This window comes from Akkermansia sp., assembly GCF_020860705.1.
Classification (GTDB): domain Bacteria; phylum Verrucomicrobiota; class Verrucomicrobiia; order Verrucomicrobiales; family Akkermansiaceae; genus Akkermansia.
Map to the genome: position 1 here is coordinate 42,898 of NZ_JAJBTT010000024.1, position 21,973 is coordinate 64,870.

Annotated in this window: 20 protein-coding genes; 6 read left to right on the top strand and 14 right to left on the bottom strand. The window is 56.9% G+C overall.

Going from position 1 to position 21,973, the window contains the following annotated elements; translation table 11 throughout:
- Positions 1-21 precede the first annotated feature (21 nt).
- The 13 genes from pyrR to LIO64_RS05045 all read right to left on the bottom strand — a co-directional run bounded on the left by pyrR (position 22) and on the right by LIO64_RS05045 (position 11,840).
- Complete coding sequence (gene pyrR, locus LIO64_RS04985; RefSeq protein ID WP_290548346.1) at positions 22-555, bottom strand: bifunctional pyr operon transcriptional regulator/uracil phosphoribosyltransferase PyrR; 534 nt, start codon at positions 553-555, stop codon at positions 22-24.
- Positions 556-581: 26 nt separating this feature from the next.
- Entirely contained in the window at positions 582-992 is a 411-nt protein-coding gene (locus LIO64_RS04990) for an AIR carboxylase family protein (protein ID WP_290548347.1), read from the bottom strand.
- A 127-nt stretch (positions 993-1,119) separates the two neighbouring features.
- Positions 1,120-1,545, bottom strand: coding sequence for a hypothetical protein (locus LIO64_RS04995; RefSeq protein WP_290548348.1), 426 nt, complete (start codon positions 1,543-1,545; stop codon positions 1,120-1,122).
- A 509-nt stretch (positions 1,546-2,054) separates the two neighbouring features.
- Entirely contained in the window at positions 2,055-2,675 is a 621-nt protein-coding gene (locus LIO64_RS05000) for a hypothetical protein (protein ID WP_290548349.1), read from the bottom strand.
- A gap of 72 nt (positions 2,676-2,747) precedes the next feature.
- Positions 2,748-3,275, bottom strand: a complete 528-nt coding sequence (locus tag LIO64_RS05005; protein ID WP_290548350.1) for a hypothetical protein — start codon at positions 3,273-3,275, stop codon at positions 2,748-2,750.
- 161 nt (positions 3,276-3,436) lie between these two features.
- A complete protein-coding gene (locus LIO64_RS05010) occupies positions 3,437-3,796 on the bottom strand; it encodes a hypothetical protein (RefSeq protein WP_290548351.1) in 360 nt (119 codons plus the stop codon).
- Positions 3,797-4,237: 441 nt separating this feature from the next.
- Positions 4,238-4,837: a hypothetical protein gene (locus LIO64_RS05015; protein WP_290548352.1), complete on the bottom strand. Its 600-nt coding sequence runs from the start codon at positions 4,835-4,837 to the stop codon at positions 4,238-4,240.
- 981 nt (positions 4,838-5,818) lie between these two features.
- Positions 5,819-6,388, bottom strand: a complete 570-nt coding sequence (locus tag LIO64_RS05020) for a hypothetical protein (protein ID WP_290548353.1) — start codon at positions 6,386-6,388, stop codon at positions 5,819-5,821.
- A 254-nt stretch (positions 6,389-6,642) separates the two neighbouring features.
- Positions 6,643-7,179, bottom strand: coding sequence for a hypothetical protein (locus tag LIO64_RS05025; RefSeq protein ID WP_290548354.1), 537 nt, complete (start codon positions 7,177-7,179; stop codon positions 6,643-6,645).
- A 248-nt stretch (positions 7,180-7,427) separates the two neighbouring features.
- Positions 7,428-9,020 carry an FAD-dependent oxidoreductase gene (locus LIO64_RS05030; protein ID WP_290548355.1) on the bottom strand — a complete coding sequence of 531 codons (1,593 nt, stop codon included), beginning with the start codon at positions 9,018-9,020 and terminating at the stop codon, positions 7,428-7,430.
- Positions 9,017-10,072: an agmatine deiminase family protein gene (locus LIO64_RS05035; protein WP_290548356.1), complete on the bottom strand. Its 1,056-nt coding sequence runs from the start codon at positions 10,070-10,072 to the stop codon at positions 9,017-9,019. The genes LIO64_RS05030 and LIO64_RS05035 overlap by 4 nt, the downstream gene beginning before the upstream one ends.
- 15 nt (positions 10,073-10,087) lie before the next feature.
- Positions 10,088-10,483, bottom strand: a complete 396-nt coding sequence (locus LIO64_RS05040) for a Minf_1886 family protein (protein WP_290548357.1) — start codon at positions 10,481-10,483, stop codon at positions 10,088-10,090.
- 64 nt (positions 10,484-10,547) lie between these two features.
- Entirely contained in the window at positions 10,548-11,840 is a 1,293-nt protein-coding gene (locus LIO64_RS05045) for a serpin family protein (RefSeq protein WP_345779568.1), read from the bottom strand.
- 117 nt (positions 11,841-11,957) lie between these two features.
- On the opposite strand from LIO64_RS05045, the gene LIO64_RS05050 reads away from it, so the two are divergent.
- The 5 genes from LIO64_RS05050 to LIO64_RS05070 all read left to right on the top strand — a co-directional run bounded on the left by LIO64_RS05050 (position 11,958) and on the right by LIO64_RS05070 (position 18,147).
- On the top strand, positions 11,958-13,250 hold the full coding sequence (locus LIO64_RS05050) for a PDZ domain-containing protein (RefSeq protein WP_290548359.1): 1,293 nt from the start codon (positions 11,958-11,960) through the stop codon (positions 13,248-13,250).
- 29 nt (positions 13,251-13,279) lie between these two features.
- Positions 13,280-14,554 carry an AI-2E family transporter gene (locus LIO64_RS05055; RefSeq protein WP_290548360.1) on the top strand — a complete coding sequence of 425 codons (1,275 nt, stop codon included), beginning with the start codon at positions 13,280-13,282 and terminating at the stop codon, positions 14,552-14,554.
- Between the two features lie 95 nt (positions 14,555-14,649).
- Positions 14,650-16,230, top strand: coding sequence for an arylsulfatase (locus LIO64_RS05060; RefSeq protein WP_290548361.1), 1,581 nt, complete (start codon positions 14,650-14,652; stop codon positions 16,228-16,230).
- 19 nt (positions 16,231-16,249) lie between these two features.
- A complete protein-coding gene (locus LIO64_RS05065; protein WP_290548362.1) occupies positions 16,250-16,735 on the top strand; it encodes a hypothetical protein in 486 nt (161 codons plus the stop codon).
- Positions 16,736-16,926: 191 nt separating this feature from the next.
- Positions 16,927-18,147, top strand: a complete 1,221-nt coding sequence (locus LIO64_RS05070) for a ferrous iron transporter B (RefSeq protein ID WP_290548363.1) — start codon at positions 16,927-16,929, stop codon at positions 18,145-18,147.
- A gap of 716 nt (positions 18,148-18,863) precedes the next feature.
- On the opposite strand, the gene LIO64_RS05075 is transcribed toward LIO64_RS05070, so the two are convergent.
- Positions 18,864-21,173, bottom strand: coding sequence for a hypothetical protein (locus LIO64_RS05075; RefSeq protein WP_290548364.1), 2,310 nt, complete (start codon positions 21,171-21,173; stop codon positions 18,864-18,866).
- A gap of 374 nt (positions 21,174-21,547) precedes the next feature.
- On the opposite strand from LIO64_RS05075, the gene LIO64_RS05080 reads away from it, so the two are divergent.
- Positions 21,548-21,928: a hypothetical protein gene (locus LIO64_RS05080; protein WP_290548365.1), complete on the top strand. Its 381-nt coding sequence runs from the start codon at positions 21,548-21,550 to the stop codon at positions 21,926-21,928.
- Positions 21,929-21,973 lie beyond the last annotated feature (45 nt).

Genomic DNA, 21,973 nt, shown 5'->3' on the forward strand with positions numbered 1-21,973 from the left:
CAGGGGGTGAATTAAAACTGTCTATTTGCCGGAAATGATCACGCGGTCCTCGCCGTCGGCCTCCTTCATGCTTACGATCACCTTGGCCCCGGCGTGGTCCAGCACATGGCCCGTGTAATCCGGCTGGATGGGAACCTCCCGCCCTCCGCGGTCAACCAGGCACGCCAGCTCAATGCGGGCCGGGCGGCCATAGTCAAAGAGGGCGTTCAGGGCCGCGCGCACGGTGCGGCCCGTGTAAAGAACGTCGTCCACCAGCACCACCCTCATGTCGTCCGTGGAAAACGGGAGGTTGGAGGAGCGGAGGGACGGGCGGGCTTCCAGCTTGTAAATGTCATCCCGGTACAGGGAAATGTCAATGGCTCCGTACTGGGCTTCCACGCCCAGTTCCTTCACCTTGTCCACCAGCCTCCGGGCGATGATGTCCCCCTGGCTAAGCAGGCCCACAATGGCGAGCGGTTCCCCGGGAAAGCGGGCCACGATGCCGTGGGCCATGCGCTCCAGCGCACGGGAAATCCCCGGGCCGTCCAACACGATTTCCTGTGACGGAGGAGTCATCTGCCGAATGGGAAAAGAGTGAAAGGTTACAGGCCCGCCAGTTTCAGAATGCGGTGGGCGGCCATGGCGGCGTTAACGGGGGTCTTCTTGTGCAGGCCCACCGTGGTGCAGGGCACGCCGCCCGGGCACTGGGCGATGGCCAGCAGGGCGTCAATGCCGTTCAGGGGGCCGCCGGGAACGGGCACGCCGATGACGGGAAGGGAGCAGCTCATGACCACCACTCCGGGAAGGGCCGCGGACAGGCCGGCCACAGCCAGAATAACGGCCTTTTCCCCGCTGGCTTCCAGGTCGCCCAGGAACTTGACCAGTTCCGGAAGGTCGCGGTGGGCGGACAGGACGGTTTCTTCATACGGAACATTCTCCTGCGCAAAATACTCGCGGGCCGGTTCCATAAAGGGCTTATCATTCGGGCTTCCGTAGATGACGATGACTTTCATGGCAGTGTGTGCGGTTGTGAAACTTGCAGATTATGGCCCCAAGCCCCCTGCCCTGGCAAGACTTAACGTGAAAAAAAGGCAGTCCATCCCGAAATCCGTCACGGCAGACGCCCACGCCCGAATATGGTCAGAAGAAGGAGTCGTCATCCTTATCCTTTTCCCCACTCATGCCGAAGACGTACCAGAGCATCACATTGGCGTCATCATCTGTCACCGTTTCGTAATCCCTGTCGTTCACGCCTTCATCCTCCGGCCTTCCCATCCTCCTGTTCAAATCCCGGACCATCTCCTTTTCAACCTCCACCGTCCAGGCCAGCATCTCCTCTACGGAAGGCAGCGGAGGCGTTCCTGTCTCAAGCCGGGAGCGGAAATCAGCAGCCCGCCTGCGCCACTCCTTTTCGTCCGGATGGGCCACATTTTCCGGATTCAGCACATTCATTACAAAAAACAGCGGGGCCGAAGAAGCTACAAACCGCTGTAGATCATACCTGACCAGCTGCTCCCTGATACGAATCTCCACCTTTTCCAGCTCTTCCGGAGACAGCTTCCTCATGGGAATTTTTCTCCCGGCGCACCAAGACAGCACATCCTTCCAGATTATCCGGAACTCCTCCGGACACTTTTTTAAAGCCTCCGCCGGGAAAGATTCCTGCTCACGCTTCATGGCAGCCGCATCACCGATGGAAAAGCCCCCGGTCCATTTGATAATCATTTGCTCCATCATAATCCACAAGATGAAACTGCGAATCGCTTCGCGCTCCTTCATCTGCCGCCCATCCAAACGCACTGGAACGGATCCGCCCGGTCTGTCCGTATTCTTCCCATCCCGGCCCCAGGCAGGTCCCAGGGAACACCAAACGACCAGAACCGTCAAAGGAATCCAACTCAACGTCTTCATTCTTCCCGCCATTCTAACATTTCCAGACGAGCAGTCCATCTTTCACTGCTGCGCATTTTCCATCAAAAAACTACTTCCCTGTTTTTCATGAGCCCACCTTTTTAACAGGGACCGGGATTCCTTCTCCCTGAATTCCTTCCCTGCCCCATAGTGCATCGACCTCTTTAATGATACGCCACTCGAAAAGCATCTTCCCTATTCTGCTGTTCAATATCCCCCCCCTCCGGAGGCTTCCCGGCATCATCCGGAATGACCGCCCTGCCTGACTCAAGCTCTTTTTTCCACTGTTCAAGACGCTTCAGGAGTTCCTCGTTGCTTTCATTCTGCCTCTTCATGGTCTGCCGGTCCAGCCACTCAATCAAACCCAGCATGGAGCGATCCAAATCATACTGATGGTGAAACCGTTTCCTGGCATCGTCCAGCCTGGACTGCATTTCCGGCCCTTCCGGCTTACCGCTTCTCAGGCATTCATCCATCATGTTCAGCACATCAATGTACGAGTGCCGGAAATCGGGCGGACATTCCTTCTCAAATCTTTCAGGCATCAGGCCAGTCCCTATCCCATTATTCTTCCTCCCATGCACCTGCCCTTCCAGAGAAACAATTTCACAACACAATTCAAGCAGAACGCAATACCTGAGAATGGCCGCACGGTCTTTCCTGAACTGCTGCATCTCCAAATCCACGTTCACCATGGACGATTCCGCAACGTCCTGCCCCCGGGACGAGCCAAGGCAGCACCCCCATGCCAGGCACGCTATGGAAAACCAGTTGGACAGTTTCATGGTCTTTTCATTGGTTAAGAGAAAGGATTCCCGCTTTTTTCCTTTTCCCGTACCGAACATACGGAGGGATCTTCAGTCTACAGCCTCTTCACCAGCTCCTGCGCAAAGACATTCTACAGGAACAGTCCTTTTTCCGGACTCAAGATCATTCTTCAACCGGAACAGTTTCTCCAGTACCATCTCCGGCGGAGCTTGCCCGTGATCCTCCACCTCCTCATCAAGCCACTTAGTTGACACGCTTATCATCTTTTTCAACCCATATGGCTCCGCCAGATGTTTCATCGCTTTCTTCACCGCTTCCATCTGCTTCTTTCCTTCAGGAGTCTTCACCCAATCCGGATTTTCATTCAAGGCGGTTTTTATTTTCTCGAAAGGGGCTATATGTAGTTTCCGGAATTCTTCCGGGCACCCGGCTGAAACATTTTCCGGCATCAGGTCCAGTATCCGTTTAAGAGTCAGGCTCCCTTTGATATTCCCCTGTATATCCGATTCCAGAAAAGCAATCGAGCAGCATAAAGTCCAGAAAAACATGTACCTGGCTACCGCCTCCCGTTCCCCGGCCAATTCCGGCGTCTGCCGGTCATCAACCACGTTCGGCATAGGGGGTGCGGCCACATCCTGCCCCCTGGATGCGCCAAGGCAGCAGCTCCATGCCATGCATGCTATAGGAAACCATTGGCACAGTCTCATCGTCTTTTCATTGGCTAAGGGAAGGGATTCCCGCTTTTTTCCTTTCCCCTACAGGAAATGAGGAAAAACGTTCAATCCACAGTATTTCCATCAACTCCTGCACGCAAATATTCCACCGGAACAGCCACTTTCCCGGACTCAACATCACTTTTCAACTGGAGCACATCCTTCAAGACTTTCTCCGGAGAATCTTCCTTTCTGAATCCCAGCCTGTTATTGAGCCACTCCCTTGACAAACGCACCATCTGCGTCACCCCATAGGGCTCCTCCAAACATTTCATCGCTTTCTCCATCGCTTCCATCTGTTTCTTTCCTTCAGGAGTTTCCGCCCATTCCTCATTTTTATTCAAGGCGGTTTTTATTTTTTCAGAAGGCTCCAGCCATACTTTCCGGAATACTTCCGGACACCCGGCCGCACTATTTTCAGGCATCAGGTTCAACAGGCGTTTGACGACCGCCCCCGGAGACTGGTCCGGCTGCCTATCCGATTCCAGAAGGACAATGCGTTCGCACAAGGTCCAGAAAAACATGTACCGTGCAACGGCCTCCCGTTCCCTGGCCAATTCCGGCGTCTGCCTGGAATGATCCATATCCGGCATGGATGACGGCGTCATCTCCTGCCCCTGGGCCATTCCCAGCCAGCAGCTCATTACCCCCAACATTAAAACCAATTTAATCATCAGCTCATGATAAGCCTCCGCCAAGGTGAAAGTCCATCCTTATCTCCACTTCTTCCCCTTCCGCCCGGATGATTTGTTCCTCCGGAACGGCTGCACCCTGGCTCCGTGCCATTCCGGCGCAACCCGTACGCGGCAGAGCCATTTGGAAATCAAATCCATTAGTCCGTCACTCGAAATCAATCCAGGCTTTTCTTACAGCTTTTCACTTTCTTCAGGAATTTTCAGCTTTCCAGAGAGGATATCCTTCTTGATCCGATAAAGAACTTTCAGACTTCCCGCTTTGTCCAATCCTTTTGTTTCCCGCCTTAAAAAAGAAAAAAACTGCATGGCGCATGTTTCCAGCTGGTACTTCTTCATGATCCCGGCTCCCATTTTCATGCATTCGGCCCCGTGTTTTTCATAGGCTTCCATGAACCGGTCATAATCCATCTTCTCTTTTTCCACCCGTTCCAGCAATTCCTTTGATCCCTTAATGATGTTCAGATGCATATCCCGGTAATCGGAAGGGCATTGATCCAGGGTTTTCAACCATTCGGGAGACTCAACATACTTGAGCATCGCCATCAGCATCTCCCTCCGCCCCATTTCCCCCATTTCCCCCTCGATGATGTACGAACAGACGAAACCCAGCCACAGATGCCTCTCTACCGCCTCTTGATACGCCGCCATTTTTTTCCCCTCCTCCGTCTCCAAATCCACATTAACCATAGAGGGTTCCACCACATCCTGGGCCATGGCGGGGAACATCATCAGAAGAACGGGAAGCACCCATAGCCAGAACTGCCTTATCATGAACCCACGTTACAGGGGCCTTTCATGCATGGTCAACATTATTCTCCCTTCCAGGCTGACGACGGAACAGCCGCCATGCCCGCATCAGCAGACAGTCCATGCGGCACAGCCGTCCTTACCCCTGAATTCCATTGCCCTGAATTTATTGATTCCCCTGCCGTATCACCTCCTCAGGAAGAGCCACTTCTCCGGTAGCCAGCTTTTCCTTTAGCGCCTTAAGGCGGCCAATGGCTTTCCTTGCCTCTTTGAGCCCATCTCCCGCCAACGGAGAGAATCCGGTTTCCTTCGCTACCCAAATCATCCATGGCGTAGAAGTTTTCCGGACCATGTATTTTTTCAACAACAATTTCATGTGCCTGTTCATGCTCCTCCGCGTTTCATCAGAAATCACCCCGGATTCCTGAATGTCTTTCCTGCACGTATCCATCCACCGCCGCACGGCCTGCCTGAAATCTTCCGGACAGAGGGAAAGAGCCTGCTCCGGAAAGAGCCTGCTCCGGAATGGAATCCAAGGCATGCTTCATCATCGCCTGTTCATCCATCCCATTTTCCTCTTCCGCCATCCATATGATTTGTTCCAGAGATTCCAAGGCCAAAAACTTGCATATGGCGGCGCGGCCCTCCCCTATTTTTCCGCCGGCCTCCGTAGTTAAATCAACGTTCGGCCTTGCCGGAGATGCAGCATCATCCGCACGGGAAGAAAAAGGGCACGCCCCGCATAACAATAAACCAATCATTAAAAACCGACTCATGCCAGCCATGCGCGCAATATACCACAAAACCGTTCTCAGGCAATGAGTTTTCACCATTTTCCATACATTTATCCCGCTTTCTTTCGTGTTCCCAGCTGCCCCTGTCTGGAAGCCGTTTCTTTCCCCAACTCCTGCCGGACGGCGGGAAATCACTTCTTCCCCGCCTCCCCTTGTCATCCGCCGGGTACCATCAGCGCCGGACAATGCCGGGGACTCCTTGTTCCCGGATTCACTCTTCCACCATCTCCGGCATCACCTGGCGGCCTGAACGGACGTTATCGCGGAACTGCCGGAATGCCTGGATAAAAGTTTCCTGATCCATGCCGCCGCGGGTGTTGATTTCCCGTTCCATCCAGTCCATGACCTGCGGACACAAGTCCTCCATCCCGTACTCCGCCAGAAAAGCCAGAATCTCAGGATCCTCAGGATCAAACGGGCCAGACTCCAATTTCTTCTTCCCCTCCGCAGCGTCCTTCAGTTCCTGCACCCTGGCATTCATCAGCTTCCGGAGCTTCTGCGGACACGCCTTCAGTTCCTTTCCGGGAAAAGCCGCCAGGATCCGGGGATAGAGGTCTTCCTCCCTGCACATGCCGTCACGGTTTTCCAGGGCAGGCAGAAGAACGGATAAATAAAGCAGCACGAAAAACTTGCGGATGGATGCCTTTTCCGCCGCCAGCTTTTGCCCGGAAGGCGTTTCCAAATCCACATTCGGCATGCCGGGAGCCCCGATATCCTGCGCCGCGCCGGGCAGCACGAAAAGCGCGGGGCACAGCAATAACAACATCCGGGGCGTTCTCATGGTTCATTTTTGGACAGCCGAACACCCCGATCGTTCGAAATCTGCGGGAATCCCCTCTTCCCCCATTATTTTTCTCTCTCCGGCTGTTTTTCACCTGGAAAATTTTAAAAACCTCCATTTTTCAGAATGAAAACGTCAGGGGAGAATATTTCCTTTCCCTTCTTCTTCATACAGCTCCCGGCGGAAGAAGGCCTTTTCCATCCCCCTACAGGGCTAAAACGGAGTCTCTCCGCTTCTTCCTCCCCCATGACTGCCTACATTTCTTCTTCAATCTCCTCAAAATCCATGGGAACCTTGATTTTTCCCGCCTCTATATCCTCCTTCAATTCACGCATCCGCTGGGCTTTGAACGCAGGCGTGTCCTCATCCCCGAAGTTCAACGTTACCGCCGTCCATTGTGAAATCAGCATTTCCTCTCCCTTCAAGCCGTACTTGAACAACAGGGAGGAAACTTCCTCATCTTCCGCATAGGGCCAGACAATGTCCGTTTTAATGCCGTCAAGGTATGCCTGGATTTCCCTCTTTTTTAAAGCGATCACTTCCTGGAAATCCGGAGGGCAGCGCTTCAGGGCGCTTTCAGGAAATTCCTCCAGCATCACCTGATAAAACTCCGTGACCAGCCCCTTGGCGCCCCTGATGACCAATTCAGCGGACGGCAAGTTCCGGGCAACGCAGATCTGGGCAAGAAAGCTCCGGATATTCTCACGATCCTTCTCCTGCAACCTTCCTTCTTCCGTGCCCTCCTTCAAGTCCGGCACGGCGGGAGGCGCAACATCCTGGGCGCATGCCATGCCCCACAAGCATGCCAAGAGCGGAAAACGGGCCAGGTTTTTCATGAAAGCATCATACCAGAAAAGAGCCTTCCGGCAATGCCGTTCATGCCGGACCGCGGCCTTCCGCCCCCCATGCCCTAATCACCTCCGGAACGAAAGGCAGCTCTTATAAGGACAAAAACCGGAAATCCGGATTTACCCGGCAAAGTTTGAAAACCTTCATGGAGAGCCGCAGCTCCCTGCGAGATCCTGACGGCCGGGAAAAATCAACGGGACACCTGCTGCGCCATGGCCTCCGCACAGCGGCGGCCATCCAGGGCTGCGGAAACAATGCCGCCGGCATACCCGGCCCCTTCCCCGCAGGGATACAGCCCTTCCAGCCCGGGATGCTCCAGCGTGGCGGGATCCCGCGGAATGCGCACGGGCGAACTGGTGCGCGTCTCACAGCCGATGAGCTGGGCGGAAGCCCCGGCAAACCCGCGCCATTTGCGGTCAAACTGCCGCAATCCCTCCCGCATGCGCCAGACAACTTCCCCCGGAAGCAGTTCATGCAAGGGATGGGATACAATGCCGGGATGGTAGCTGGTGGGAAGCAGGGAGGTGGAAACGCGGCCTTTCAGGAAGTCCTCCACCTTCTGGGCAGGGGCTTTCTGCATCCCTCCTCCGGCGCGGCTGGAAGCCGTTTCCAGTGCCTTCTGGTAGGCCACGCCCGCCAGCACACCGTGTTCCCTGCGGAAAGATTCCGTATCTTCCGGATGCACGCTGACCACAAAGCCCGCGTTGGCAAAGGGGGAATCCCGGCGGGCCAGAGACATACCGTTGACCACCACCTCGTCATTCTCCGTGGCGGCGGGAACAATAAAGCCGCCGGGACACATGCAGAAGGAGTGGACGCCGCGGTCCTGGATGGTGGCCGTCACGGAATAGCGCGCCGCCGGCAGCTGTTCCGGGCGTTTCCGGCCCGGGCGCAGATGGTACTGCTGCGCATCCACGAACGCCTGGGGATGTTCAATGCGCACCCCCACGGCAAAAGGCTTCTGTTCCAGTTCCAGCCCCTCCGCCAGCATCATGCGGTACACGTCCCGCGCACTGTGCCCGGTAGCCAGCAGAACGGCATCCGCCGCAAATTCCCGGCCATCCGCACAGGCCGCGCCGCGGATGCGCCGTCCGTCCGCAGAACGGAGCAGATGCTCCACACGGGCATTGAAATGGATTTCCCCGCCCGCGCGCAGGATGGATTCCCGGATGGCCTTGACCACGTTGGGCAGCAGGTTGGAGCCGATGTGGGGATGGGCGTCCGTCAGAATTTTCCCCGGTGCGCCGTGAGCCACGAATATCTCATAAATCTCCCGTACCGGACCGCGCTTGGTAGCGCGCGTAAACAGCTTGCCGTCCGAGAACGTGCCCGCGCCGCCTTCTCCAAAGCAGTAATTGGAATCCTCCATCACGATGCCCTGCCGCAGGATGGGAGCCAGGTCAAACCGGCGGGAAGAGACATCCTTCCCCCGTTCCAGCACCACGGGTTTCATCCCCAGTTCCAGGCAACGGAGGGCGGCGAACATCCCCGCCGGACCAAATCCCACGATCAGCGCCACCGGCGCGCCCGGCCTGACGGGCGGATAGTCCCGGGAGGGAAGATGTTCCGGAGGCAGTGCTTCATCCACCCCGGCCAGAAAACGCAACTGGAACAGAATGTTCCTCTGCCGGGAATCAATGGACTCCTTCACCAGCCGCAATTCCCGGATGCGGGAGGGGGAAACGCCCAGCTTTTCCGCCACGGCGGCGCGGCGCGCGCGCTCGTCCCCGGCTTTCTCCATCGGCAGAATCACATCCACCGTCACGCCTTCCCCGCCGCTCATGGGACCTCCTTCCGCGACTGGGGCTGCTGCTGGGTGATGCAGTGGATGGCACCGCCTTCCAGCACCAGCTTGCGGGCATCCACACCGACTACCTGCTTTCCGCTGAAGCATTCCCGCAGAATGCCCAGGGCGCGGTCGTCATTCCGGGGCTGGTTGAACACGGGAACGATCACGGCATCATTCACGATCAGGAAATTGGCGTAACTGGCCGGCAGCTGGTCCAGCCGCCAGTCCTGCGCACGAAGGGGGTCCGGCATGGGCAGGGGAATGACTTCCACGCCGGAGCCGTCCACACATTTCAAATCCTGCAGGCGTTCATTATTCTCCGCCAGGGCGCGGTAATGGGGGGAGGAAGAATCCGGCTCCACGATGGAGACTATGGCATCCCGGCATACAAAGCGCACCATGTCGTCAATATGGCCGTCCGTATCATCCCCCTCAATGCCGGAACCGAGCCAGAAAACGGACCTGACGCCCAGCATGCGCCGCAGTTCCTCCTCAATCATGGTCCGGCTCCATTCCGGATTCCGGTTGGGATTCAGCAGCACGGACTCCGTCGTCACCAGCAGGCCGTCTCCGTTGCCTTCAATGGCGCCCCCTTCCAGAATCATGGAGGAGCTGCGCACGGGAAGCCCGAGAGCGGAGCCGATCAGGGCAGGAATGCCGTTGTCCAGGTCCCACGGGGCAAACTTGCCGCCCCACGCGTTAAACTGCCAGTCCGCCAGTATCAGGGAGCCGTCCTCCACATCCTGCACGAAGACGGGGCCATGGTCCCGGCACCAGACGTCGTTGGCCGGATGGTTGAACAGGCGGTACTGTTCCTCCCGCACCCCGGCATGCTGCATCGCCTGCCTGATGCCCGGGTGAAGAGCTTCCGCAGCATTCACGCACACGAGGGCATGCGGTGCAATGGCGGCGGACACGCATCCGTAGGTCTGCTGCAGCTCATCCAGGCCGCCCTGCCACAAATCCCGGCGGTGAGGCCAGGAAAGCCACACGGCATCCTGCGGTTCCCATTCAGCGGGCCAGCGTACGTCAGGTTCCTTGCTCATGGCGGTATGGGATGGTCAACTGGGCTGATCCTGAAACTCGAACGGGTCTTCAAACGCCCTGCGAAAACTCATGAACCCCTTGAAATCGTCCAGGGAATCTTCCGGCTGCTTGGAAAACACATCTTCCTCAATCAGTAAAAAAACCATCTCCCCCACATTCTTTCCGTTCCGCAGCCCCCACTCCCTCAAGACGGTGGAGGCCATGGGCCCGAACTGGTTCAGGGCGTAATCCCGGAATCCCTCCAGCAATTCCTGTCCGCTGACATGGCGCTGGGAGCCGTCTTCCTGTTCTTCAATACGCTGCATGGTGAAATCCAGCGCATCTTTCAGAAAGGCATACGCCCGTTCCGAAAAACGGGGGTCTTTCCGCACAATGCGGCTCACGGCATCTTCAAACGTAGGGATGGTCATAACGGCTCTCCCCTACCCTATACGGACCCTTGCGGAAATCAAGATTTTTGGCAGCGCGCAAGCTTCATGCACTTCCGGCTTTTTTCCCGCCCTCCGGCCCTGCATAAGTTCCCATGAACAGCACGGCACGGTCCTCCGGGCTGTAAATGAGCCACAGGAAAGGGCGGTTGAATTCTATCTCCGGCCCCTTTCCCAGAGGAAGAGGCCCCGCAAACGGATCCATATCTCCGGCGGAGGAGGCCGCGGCTTCCAAGCCATCCTCACACACCCTGATTGCGCATTTCTGGTACACGTCATGGATTTTCAAAGGTTCCGATGAACAGCTTCCCATGCGTGAAAAATCAGCGCGGCCGGTAAAAGCGTCTTTCATTCCCAGCGTCTCCAGGGCTTCTTTCAGGGAGAGCGTGGGGGGAGAGATGGAAAAACGGGGAAGACGCAAATGGTATCTGGAATACTGCTCCAGAGGTTTTCTTCCGCGCTGCCCCTTCTCTTCCGCAGCAGCACGGACGGACAGGGAGGACAGGAGGCCGTTCCATTCCTCCGCAGTCATGCCGGCAATAAATTGTTTAAGTTTCTTCCCCTCCGGGGGCAGCACGGCCATCAACACGGGAGCCCCCTTTCCACCCGCCAGGAACAGGCTGGCCCCGCGCACCCCATTCTTTTCACCATACATTCCTCCCTGCCTGGGCCAGGAGCTTCCCTCCATGAAAACCTGCTGCTTCATCATGGGAACCTTGCAGGAAGTGCCGTCCTCCCGGACAAACACCCTTCCCACCGTATCCTTCCCTTCAAATTTACTTTCCCAGAACGCCCTCATGTACATGGCATTAACCAGTACAAGCACCGTCCGGTCACTCATCACCTGCGGATCCAGAAGCTGCCGTATCCTGTTTTTCGTATTCCTTGCCGCCCAGGAATTCACCAGCCGCACGGCTTCCGGCATGTTCTCCCGGAAAGGCGCCGGGCTCACATACTCCGGACCCACGGTCCTTTGATAGGCTTCTTTCAGCTTCACGGACCGGTCCGCGAAAATGCGGTTGGCGGAATAACAGCGCAGCGACCGGGAAAAATCATCCGATAAAAAAATCCAGTCTTTTCTGATACCCCCGTCTCCGGGCAATACAGCCCTCATCTGCCTCTCCGTTTCTCCCGCCGCCCCCGGAAGCATGTAACGGAGAACTTCATACAGGGAAAAAGGAGAAACCATTACACTGCCGGAGCTTTTCTCCACGCATGCCCGGAGAAGGCGCAGCTCCGGAGGGTCGGAAACACCGGGAACCGGCGGTGCAGGAACAGCAGCCCATGACAAGGATCCAAGAAAAACCGCACACGCCAATAATCTGAATATCATGCTCATACCTTATCAAATTCTTGCGCCGCTACAAGTTTTACAGGTTAATGCCGTCAAAAAGCCCCCGAAGCAGGAAGGAAACCTTGCAAGCCTCTGGTCTGTTTGTTATGAATCGAATGCTTTATGTTCCGTTCCTCCATCTTGCTTCTGGCAACCATGCTGTGCGCCTCCTGCGTATCGCACCGGCCCATCCAGGACAGCAGTTCGCCGCCCATTGACGCGGCCAACCCGCTGGACGGCACTCCTGTGGCCCTGGCCTGGAGTTCCGGCACCCAGCTGATGATGGGGGTGGATACGGGAGCCGTCCAGACCTCCCTTCTTTTTTCCCCTGCGGTGGAATCCATCGGCGCACGCCTGCGCGGCAGGGGCGCCATGCGCACGGCCAATGTTCCCGTCTCCCTGAAGGAGGACGGAGAACCCATCTCCCGGAAGCAGGACGTGGTGATGGTGGACCAGGCGCCGTATGACGGATTGCTGGGCTGGGAGTGCATCCGCAAATACGTGTGGAACATCAACTATCCCAAGCGTTCCCACCGCTTTTTCAACAAGCTGCCCTCCAAAATACGGAGCTGGCACAAGCTGGCCCTGATCCCCGGTTCCGACTACCCGCAGATTGCGGACAAACACGGACGGCGCATCATTCTGGATACGGGCGCGCCCCACGCCGTCTATATCTCCAAAAAACGCTGGAACGCCATCAAGCAGGCTTATCCGGATGCATTTGTCAGCGTCTATTCCGGCTACAGCCCTGCCGCAGGCGGGTTTTACGCCCATGAATGCATGCATGTGAGCTCCTTCCAGCTCGGCCCCCTGGAATTGAAAAACATCCTGCTCTGTGAAAGCTTTGCCAATCCGGAGGTGATGGGCATTCCCAATGACATTGACATTATCCTGGGCTATGGCGCGCTGGTCGGGCGGCAGTTCTGGCTGGACGGCCCGGGAAACGCCCTTTATTTCAGTTCCACCAGCCACCGGATGCCCGCCCCCTCCTCCTTCAACCTGATGGGCGGAACCTTCATCCAGGATCGCAACGGAAACGGTCCCATGAAGGCATACGTGGCTGAATGGTCGCCTGCCTGGGACGCCGGCCTCAGAACGGGGGACGTGCTCGTTTCCATCAATGGAAGAAAGAATCCGTATCCTGACCTCGTAGAATATGTTACCACCCAGCGGGGGGCTCAGGCGAACGTCGTGGTCCAGCGCAGGAACAAGCTGGTGCGCATCCAGTGGGAAGTTCCGGATGCGCCTCCCGCCGGGGATTATTATCCCACGCCCCAGGCCATTACAGAGCAGGAGTTTGAAAACCACGTGAAACAGCAGGAGGAAAAGCAACAGGCCCAGGACGCCGCCGGGGACCAGCCCTCCGCCTCTTCTCCCACGGAAGCTGCTCCGGAGGCATCCCCTCCCGCTGCCTGAAGCAGCCCCGCCATCTCTCTACAACTGGCATGAATAACGCACCACAACAGAATTCCAAGGACGCCAGGAACGTCGGCGGCATTCCCTCACCCTTCCAGAAAAAAACCTGCTGGTACGCCCTGACAGGCGTTGCCTTCCTGGTGATGCTGAGCATGGCGGCCTTCGTCATTTTTGAGGTAGTGAACGTTCTGGGCTTTCTGGAACCCGTGCTCCTGCCCATCCTGATTGCCGCTGTCATCGCCTACCTGCTGGAACCTATCGTCTCCTGGCTGGTGCACCTTAAATTCTCCCGCCCCTGGGCCGTGGTCACGGTGATGTTTGCAGCCCTGGCCATCCTGGTGGGCTTCGGCGCCACCATCCTTCCGCCCCTGATCCGGCAGACGGATGAATTGATCGACAACCGGATGGAGCTCTGGGACAAGACTTCCGAACTGATCGATTCCACCATTGAAATCCCCTTCATCTCCCGCACCATTGACAGCGTTTACAGCACCAGCCTGCGGGAGCTCAATACCCGCCATTATACGGATGAGGAAATCCAGGTCCTGAGAAACGCCCAAACCGCCAGGGAAAAACTGGGAGCCTACATGACCATCAATTCCTCCTTTTACCAGGATAAGCTGATGAGCTGGCTCACTTCCGGAGGAAGGGCACTCTACAGCACCATAGGCATCATGGTGAGCATTCTGATCACGCCCATTTTCGCTTTCTATTTCCTGCTGGAAGCGGACAAGATCAAGGAAAAATGGCCCAGCATCCTGCCGCTGAAAGCCTCCAAATTCAGAAAGGACGTGGTAGACACCATGGAAGAAATCAACGGGTACCTGATTTCCTTCTTCCGCGGCCAGATGCTGGTGAGCATTATTGAAGGCATCCTGATCGCCATCTGCCTGAAATTTCTGGGACTCCCTTATGCCGTCACCATCGGCGCGGCGGTCTGCGTGCTGGGCATTGTTCCCTACCTGGGCATCATCACCGCGTTCATTCCTGCGGTCCTGCTGGCCTGGTTTACGTGGGGAGACTTCCAGCACGTGCTGATCGTTTCCGGCATTTTCCTGGCCGTCAACCAGTTTGACGGCTGGGTCATCCAGCCGAAAATCGTGGGGGATTCCGTGGAACTTCATCCGCTTACGGTCATGTTCTCCGTGCTGATCTGGACGCTCATCCTGGGCGGATTGATCGGCGCCCTGCTGGCCGTTCCCCTGACGGCAGCCATCAAGGTCCTCTACAAGCGGTACATCTGGCAGAATGCCAGCATGCGCCCCATGACGGAGCCTCTGCCTCCCCCGGACGAACCTCATTAAAAACGCAGCCACATCAGGAAAAACACCCTCTGACAGAAACCAGACCAGCCCTACGACCATTTTCTAAGCACAAACAACCACACACACCTGATACCATGAATAAACCCGCATTACACCTGATGCTCGCCCTGGCGGCGGCAGCGGCCTGCCCGGCCGCCACCACGCCCAAGGTCAAGCCGCCCAAGGCCATCGTCATGATTTACGCTGACGATCTTGGCTATGGAGACGTAGGCTGCTATGGAGCCAAGGGGATTCCCACCCCTTCCATTGACAAGCTTGCCAAGCAGGGTGTCCGCTTTACGGACGCCTATTCCACCACATCCGTCTGCACCCCCTCCCGCTATGCCCTGTTCACCGGAGAATACCCCTGGCGCAAGGAAGGCACGGGCATTCTTCCGGGAGACGCCGCCCTCATCATCGATACCAAGAAGCCCACGCTGCCCAAGATGCTCCAATCCCACGGCTACAAGACCTACATGGTCGGCAAGTGGCACCTGGGCCTGGGGGAAAAGGGAAAGAAAATCGACTGGAACAAGCATATCTCCCCCAGCCCGAATGAAATCGGCTTTGATGAAAGCTTCATCTTCGCCGCCACGGGCGACCGCGTTCCCTGCGTGGTTCTGGAAAACGGGAACGTCCGCAACCTGGATCCGAACGACCCCATTGAAGTGTCCTACCAGCACAACTTTCCGGGGCTGCCCAACGGCAAGGACAACAAGGACCAGCTCAAGCTCATGTGGAGCCACGGCCACAACCAGGCCATTATTAACGGCATCGGCCGCATCGGCTTCATGAAGGGCGGGACCAGCGCCCTGTGGAAGGACGAAGAAAACGCGGACCTCATCACGAAAAAAGCCGTGGAATTCATCAACAAGAGCGCCAAGGCCAAGGAACCCTTCTTCCTGATGTTCGCCACGCACGACATCCACGTGCCGCGCTGCCCGGAAAAACGCTTCGTGGGCAAGAGCTCGCACGGCGTGCGCGGTGACGTGACCGTGGAACTGGACGACTGCGTCAGCCGCATCACGGAAGCCCTGCAAAAAGCCGGCCTGGAAAAAGACACCCTGGTGATCTTCTCCAGCGACAACGGCCCGGTGCTTGACGACGGCTACAAGGATTTCGCCGTCAGGGACAATGCCACCCACTCCCCCGCCGGTCCCTTCCGCGCAGGCAAGTACAGCATTCTGGAAGGCGGATCCCGCATTCCATTCATCGTCAAATGGCCAGGAGTGGTCAAACCCGGAACCACGAGCAAGGCCCTGTTCAACCAGATGGACCTGGCCGCGTCCCTGGAACAATTGCTGGAACCCGGCAAGGCCAACTCCTTCCGCGACTCTGAAAACGTGATGGCCGCCATCCTGGGCAAATCCGCCAAGGGCCGCGACTACCATGTCATCAACAGCACCGGCAAGGCGCTGGCCATCCGCCACGGCAAATGGAAGTTCATCCCTGCCGGCGTAGCCATCCGCGACGGAATCAACGGAGTAGTCGCAAAAATGAGCAAATCCCCGGAAGGCGGCAGCCTGTTTGACCTGGAAAAGGACCCGAAGGAACTCAACAACGTGGCCTCCCAGCATCCGGACATCTGCGAACAGCTGAAAGCCAAGCTGCAGGAAATCCGCCAAAGGCCGGAAACGAAGGCCGACCTGGTGGACCTGCTTCCGCTGGACGACTAACAGCCATTCCTACTGAATCATGAAAGAATCCGCCACATGCTCCCGGTGCGGGCACGGGTACACCTACCCGGCCGAACTGGAGGCAAAAGCCGGCATGCGCTGCACCTCCTGCGGCGCACTGATTCATGTTAAAACGGGGCTTCCCTTCGGGGAAGCCCCCTCTTCCGCCTCCGGGCAGGAGAAGGAAAACGCCATGAAAAAACCGGCTTCCCTACCACCCGTTAAAAGAAAACAGGCCTCCTCCGGAGGAGATGCTGAAGAGCGCAGGTCCGCGGAAAAACTCCGCAGGCAGCCCCTGGCCGCAGAATCCGGAAAACCCATTCCCGGCGTATCTTTCCTGGCATGGGGCCTGGCCCTGATTTCTCTGGTTATGGTTTTCCTCTTCCCTTCCTACGGGAACGACTCCACAGACCCGCTGTACATTCTCCAGTGGATACCCTCCATGATCTTCGGCTGCACGGCAGCCATTCTTTTTATTCAAGGGCTTGCAGCCATGCGCCGCTGACAGGAGGCCCCTTCCGGAACGCCGTGATGAACAATCCGGGAACGGGCCGGTTCAACGGATGCCTGCCCTGGCCGCACGCATTCCTGGCGCCTTCATGCAACGCCGGGCTTTTTAAGCTTGCCTGTCAAATTAGCAGGCTCTAAGTTATTCCCCGGTAACTTATGGAACGGGAGGCAGAGGCGCAGGACACCATGTGGAGAGCCAGACTGGACGCCGTCCTGATGCACAGGATATGGGGTTCCCTTATCTTCCTGTGCATTGTTTACCTCATCTTCTTTCTGAGCTTTGCCATTGGAGACCCTCTGGTCAAACTGATCCAGACGGGAACGCAAATGTTCAGCGTATGGGCGTGCCACCTGCTGGAACCCTGGCCCCGGCTGCAATCCCTGCTGGGGGAAGGCGTGGTGGGCGGCGTAGGGGGCGTGCTGGCTTTTCTGCCCAACGTGGTGCTGCTCTTCGGAGCCATCACCCTGCTGGAAAACAGCGGGTACATGATGCGCGTTTCCCGTCTCATGAGCCGCATCATGAAAATCATGGGGCTGAACGGCAGCAGCTTCGCCCCTCTTCTGCTTGGCTTCGGCTGCTCGGTTCCCGCCATCCTGTCCACCAGAAGGATTGAAACGCGCAACGACCGGCTGGTCACCATCGCCGTGCTCCCCATGATGAGCTGCGCGGGACGCCTGCCGATTTACATGATGTTCGTCTCCGCCCTGTTTCCCACCCGCCTGCAGGCTACCGTGCTGTTCGGCATTTACGCCAGCGGCGTCCTTCTAGCCCTCTTCTGCGCGCGGCTCCTGAAAAATACGCTCTTCAAAACCGTGCAGAGGGATTCACCCCACCACATGAAGCGCCTGCGCCTCCCTTCCCTGCGGAAGGTGGGCGCCCTGATGTGGTCGCGGGCCTTCATGTACGTCCGGAAGGCGGGAACCTTCATCCTGGGCGCCTCCATCATCCTGTGGTTCCTCAACACCTACCCCAGGCCGGAGGAAGGCACGGCGCCCAATGCAGCCGCGGCCATGCAACATTCCTATGCCGGACAAATAGGCCAATGGATGGAACCCGTCACGCAAGTGGCCGGATTTGACTGGAAAATCAACTCCGCCCTCCTGGGCGCTTTTGCGGCCAAGGAAATCTTCGTCACCCAGATGGGCATCCTCTATGCCGTGCAGGACGGAGACTCCGGACCAGCGGCCCAGCAAACCCTGAATGCCCGCCTTAAAGCCAGCTACACCCCCCTGCAGGGTATCAGCATCATGATATTCTGCCTGATTGCCCTCCCCTGCATCGGCACCGTCACCGTCGCCAAAAGGGAAGCGGGCACTTGGTGGTTTGCACTGGCGCAATTCGCAGGACTGACCTTGCTGGGATTTCTGACGGCTACGCTGGTATATCAGACGGGGTTGCTCCTGTAAGAACCGGACGTACAGAAAACGGTGGCAGGGAATATATCCGGCATCAGAAGCAGCGAGGGGAAAATCGGGGAATAACGTATCCCCCGGTACATCCAGCTACCCAGTCTGGGAACGAAGGCCTCCCGGCCTTCGTAATTTGGGCTGTCCCACAGAACAGCGAAAGAGGATTTTCCCTCCTTCCCTTTCCCGCCAGAGTTTGCAAGGGGCGGGAGCCCCTTGCTCCCAGTAACGCGCCCACCATTAATCTCCGAAGAAGAACGTACCCCCGGTACGTCCAGCCGCCTTAACCTGGGAACGAAGGCCTCCCGGCCTTCGTAATTTGGACGGTTCCTCGGAACAGCGGGAGAGAATTTTCCTTCCCCCATTTCCCTCCATGGTTTGCAAGGGGCGGGAGCCCCTTGCTCCCAGCAACACGCCACCATGGACTTCCGGGTATTTTCCCATGAAGCGCCGCAGGCCTCTGCGACTTCTGAAAAACAGGCGGCCGAAGGACACTCCTCTTTCTGCCATCAGAAGCTTCTTTCTTTCCATTCCGTTCTCCCACTCACCGCTTTTTTTCCATTGCAGCAACGGCTTGCAGCGTTCCTGACATTTCAGCTCCGGCTTATACCGGAGGGGCAGGCCTCTTGTTTCCCGCAACAAAGGGTATTCCCGCCTATAAAAAGAAACCGGAGGGATATTCTCCCTCCGGTCCCGGCTACGGCTGGCAAAACCGTTTAAATCGTCTTAATCACGGAAGACTCATCGTCCTCCCGATCATCACGGGAATCGGCCTTTTTGGTGGGAACAGGCGTCTTTTTAACCTTTTCCAAGGCCTTGTCCACGGCCGTAATTACCTTGTCTTCCCCGGTCTTCTGGCTGGCCAGATCATTATAAACCTTTTCCTTGGCTTCATAATCAGCCTTGGCGGCGGCATCGTTCGGGTTGGCCTTGAACTTGTCTTCCGCCTTGAACAGGGCTTCTTCCGCAGCCTGGAACTTGGGCTCCACCTTGTCCCTGTGGTCTTCCGCCGTCTGCTTGATCCGGCCGAGCAAACGAATCACATAGGGCCGGTTGCTCAGTCTCTTGAAGGCGGAAACCAGGAATTGGCGGCGCTCGCTCGTCTTGGCATCCTCAATCAGGGGCTCAAACAGTTTGAGCGTGGCATTGTCATCACGGTCACGGTCCACGGACAACACACGGAGAATGGAGTCATGGGCCTGGGAGCGCACGCGTTCATGCAGGGATTCATCCTTCCACGCCTTGAACAGGTACGGGACGGCATCATCCGTATTCCAGTCTCCCCAGGCGGTGACGATGGCAAGAGCCTTTTTGGGATCTTCCTTGTAACTCTTTTCCATCATATCCAGCACCTTGGGATCACCGGTGCGGGCCAGAAGCTTATAGAGAATCTTGACGTTTTCCTCAGGCATGTTCTTCTGGTACTGCAACAGCTTGGAAGACAACGCTACGCGCCTGGCAGGAGGCGCCTCGTCAATCAGATAACGGGCCGTGCGGAAAGCGGAGGAAACCAGGTCCGCGGAAGCATCCTTCTGCTGGAGAATCTTCATGATATCGTCCAGGTCATCCAGCTTCAGGGAAAAGCGCATGTACTTGAGCACCACGGCCTGCTTATCCTGAATTTTCTTGTTCTTGCTCTCGCTGATGGAGGAGTACAGGTCTTTCAGCAGATCCCGCATGACGGGGCTGGAAGATTTGGCCAGCAGCGTCACCATCATGGAATATTTTTCCTTGCTGTACTTGCCGACGTTCTTCTTCATATCTTCCACCACCTGGCGGGCGATGTTGTCGTCCATCTGGGCCATGATGGAAACCAGGTGCGCGGCTCCTGGCCAGTTATCCCGGTTTCCCTTGGTACCCCTCACATTGGCCAGCAGCAGGGCGGCATCTTCCGCATTGGGCACAACTTTCACGTCCGGAACACGGCCAAGATTCTTGGAATCAAACAGTCGGCTGCGGCCCAGCTTGCCGCCTTCCATCACCAGCGTATTCAAGCGGGCATTTTCCCCTTCCACCTGGTCTTTCTTGCTGTTGGTGTGCCATGCATAAATCCCCACGCCGCCTGCGGCAAGAACCAGAACGCATACCCCGTAAATCACGCCCCTCAGCAGGGATTTGGATTTATCCACGGAGGCGGCCATTTCACGGGCGGTTTCCGTACCGGCTGGCGGCTGGACGCCCCCTGCGCCCGCAAGCGGAACCCCGGTGGAGGGGGAAACAGCCGCGGCAGGCACGGGCTGGGAAGAAGCAGCGGACGCCACGGAAGGAGCCGGAACGCTGCCAAGAGGAGATTTCAGCACTTTCAATTTGGACGCCGGGCTTTCACCAGAGGCGGCGGCAGATGCATCCGCCGCCTTGGCGGGAGCAGCAGCCGTCTTTAAAACTTTCAGTTTGGGAAGGCCGGCCGTGGGAGCAGGAGAAGGTTCCGGAACTGCCGGTTCAGGCGCCTGACCAGCGGAGGGGACTACGCCGGCGGCCTGCGCCATGGCAGCGGCCTGGGCGTCTGCAAGAGCCTTCTGGGCTGCCGCCACCTTGGCAAGGGCATCCTGAATCTGAGCTTCCACTCCGGCATCCGCCTGAGGCTTGGAGGCAGCCTCCTTTTCTTCCTGTTCTGCGGCAAGCCGTACTCTCTCCTCTTCCGCAGCCAGACGTGCCGCTTCCTTCTCCGCGGCAAGCCGCGCAGCTTCCTGTTCTTCCCTGATTCTGGCCGCTTCCTCTTCAGCGGCTGCTCTGGCCGCCTCTTTTTCCGCAGCAATGCGGGCGGCTTCCTGCTCGGCAGCCGCCTTTTCCGCAGCGATCCTGTCCGCTTCCGCCTGCTCTGCGGCACGGCGGGCGGCTTCCTCCTGCTCCTGAACCAGCTTGGCCTGCAATTCCGGAGTAAGGAAACGCGGCTTGGCTACTTCCACTCCTTCCGCGGCGGGAGAAACAAACTTTACCTTGGGCGTCGCCGCAGGGGCTGCCGTTACCAGGCGCCGGTGCAGTTTGGGGGCCTGTGGAGAAGACGGGGTTTCTGGCTGATCGGTCATAATGATAAAATGGCTGGAATATTGGATTGATTCTACATGATCCCTGCCGCCCCTGCAATCTCAAAATCCAGGCTGACGAAGGAACCGGGAAGCCGCGGGAACCCCCGATTCAACAAGGAATTTACAAAAAACAATTTCATGCAAAGTAGAAAATAAAAAGACCTTTAAACATCTAGAAAACATCCGTGTAAAAAACATTAAATAATATCATTTTTTAATAATAAAAAATATGAATCCGGCAAGCAAACCATTACTAAACGGCAATAACATATGATTGTCATTTAAACGGTCTTTTAAATCATGTCAAAATACATGCTCTTTTTTCTTGCTACCCTATAGGGTATTTATTAAACAAAGGACCACTCGTCAATATCATGAATTCCAACGACAGCACCAAAAACAAGAGGCGCTATACGCCTGAAGAAAAACAATCCGTTCTTGATTTCATTGCTGAACGGAAAACCCAAAACAAAAGGGGCGCCCAGAAGGAAGCCGCTGAACACTTCGGTATCAGCACGGTAACCATCTCCAGCTGGATGAAGGCCACCAAAGTCAAGCGCGGCCGCAAGCCGGGCACGAAGAATACAGCCTCCCCCAGAACACAGCCTCTTGCAGCAGCCCAGCCCGCAGATCTGCGCCGCCTGGCTGCAGTGCTGGAAGAAATCGCTGAACTTGAAGCTCAAACAGCTTTGCTTGACACCCTCCGTGCCGAAGCTGAAGAACTCAAAAACAGACTGACGGCCAAACAGGCCTGATTATTTTGATCAATTCTTTTTCCGAATAACCGGCTTTCCTTAACG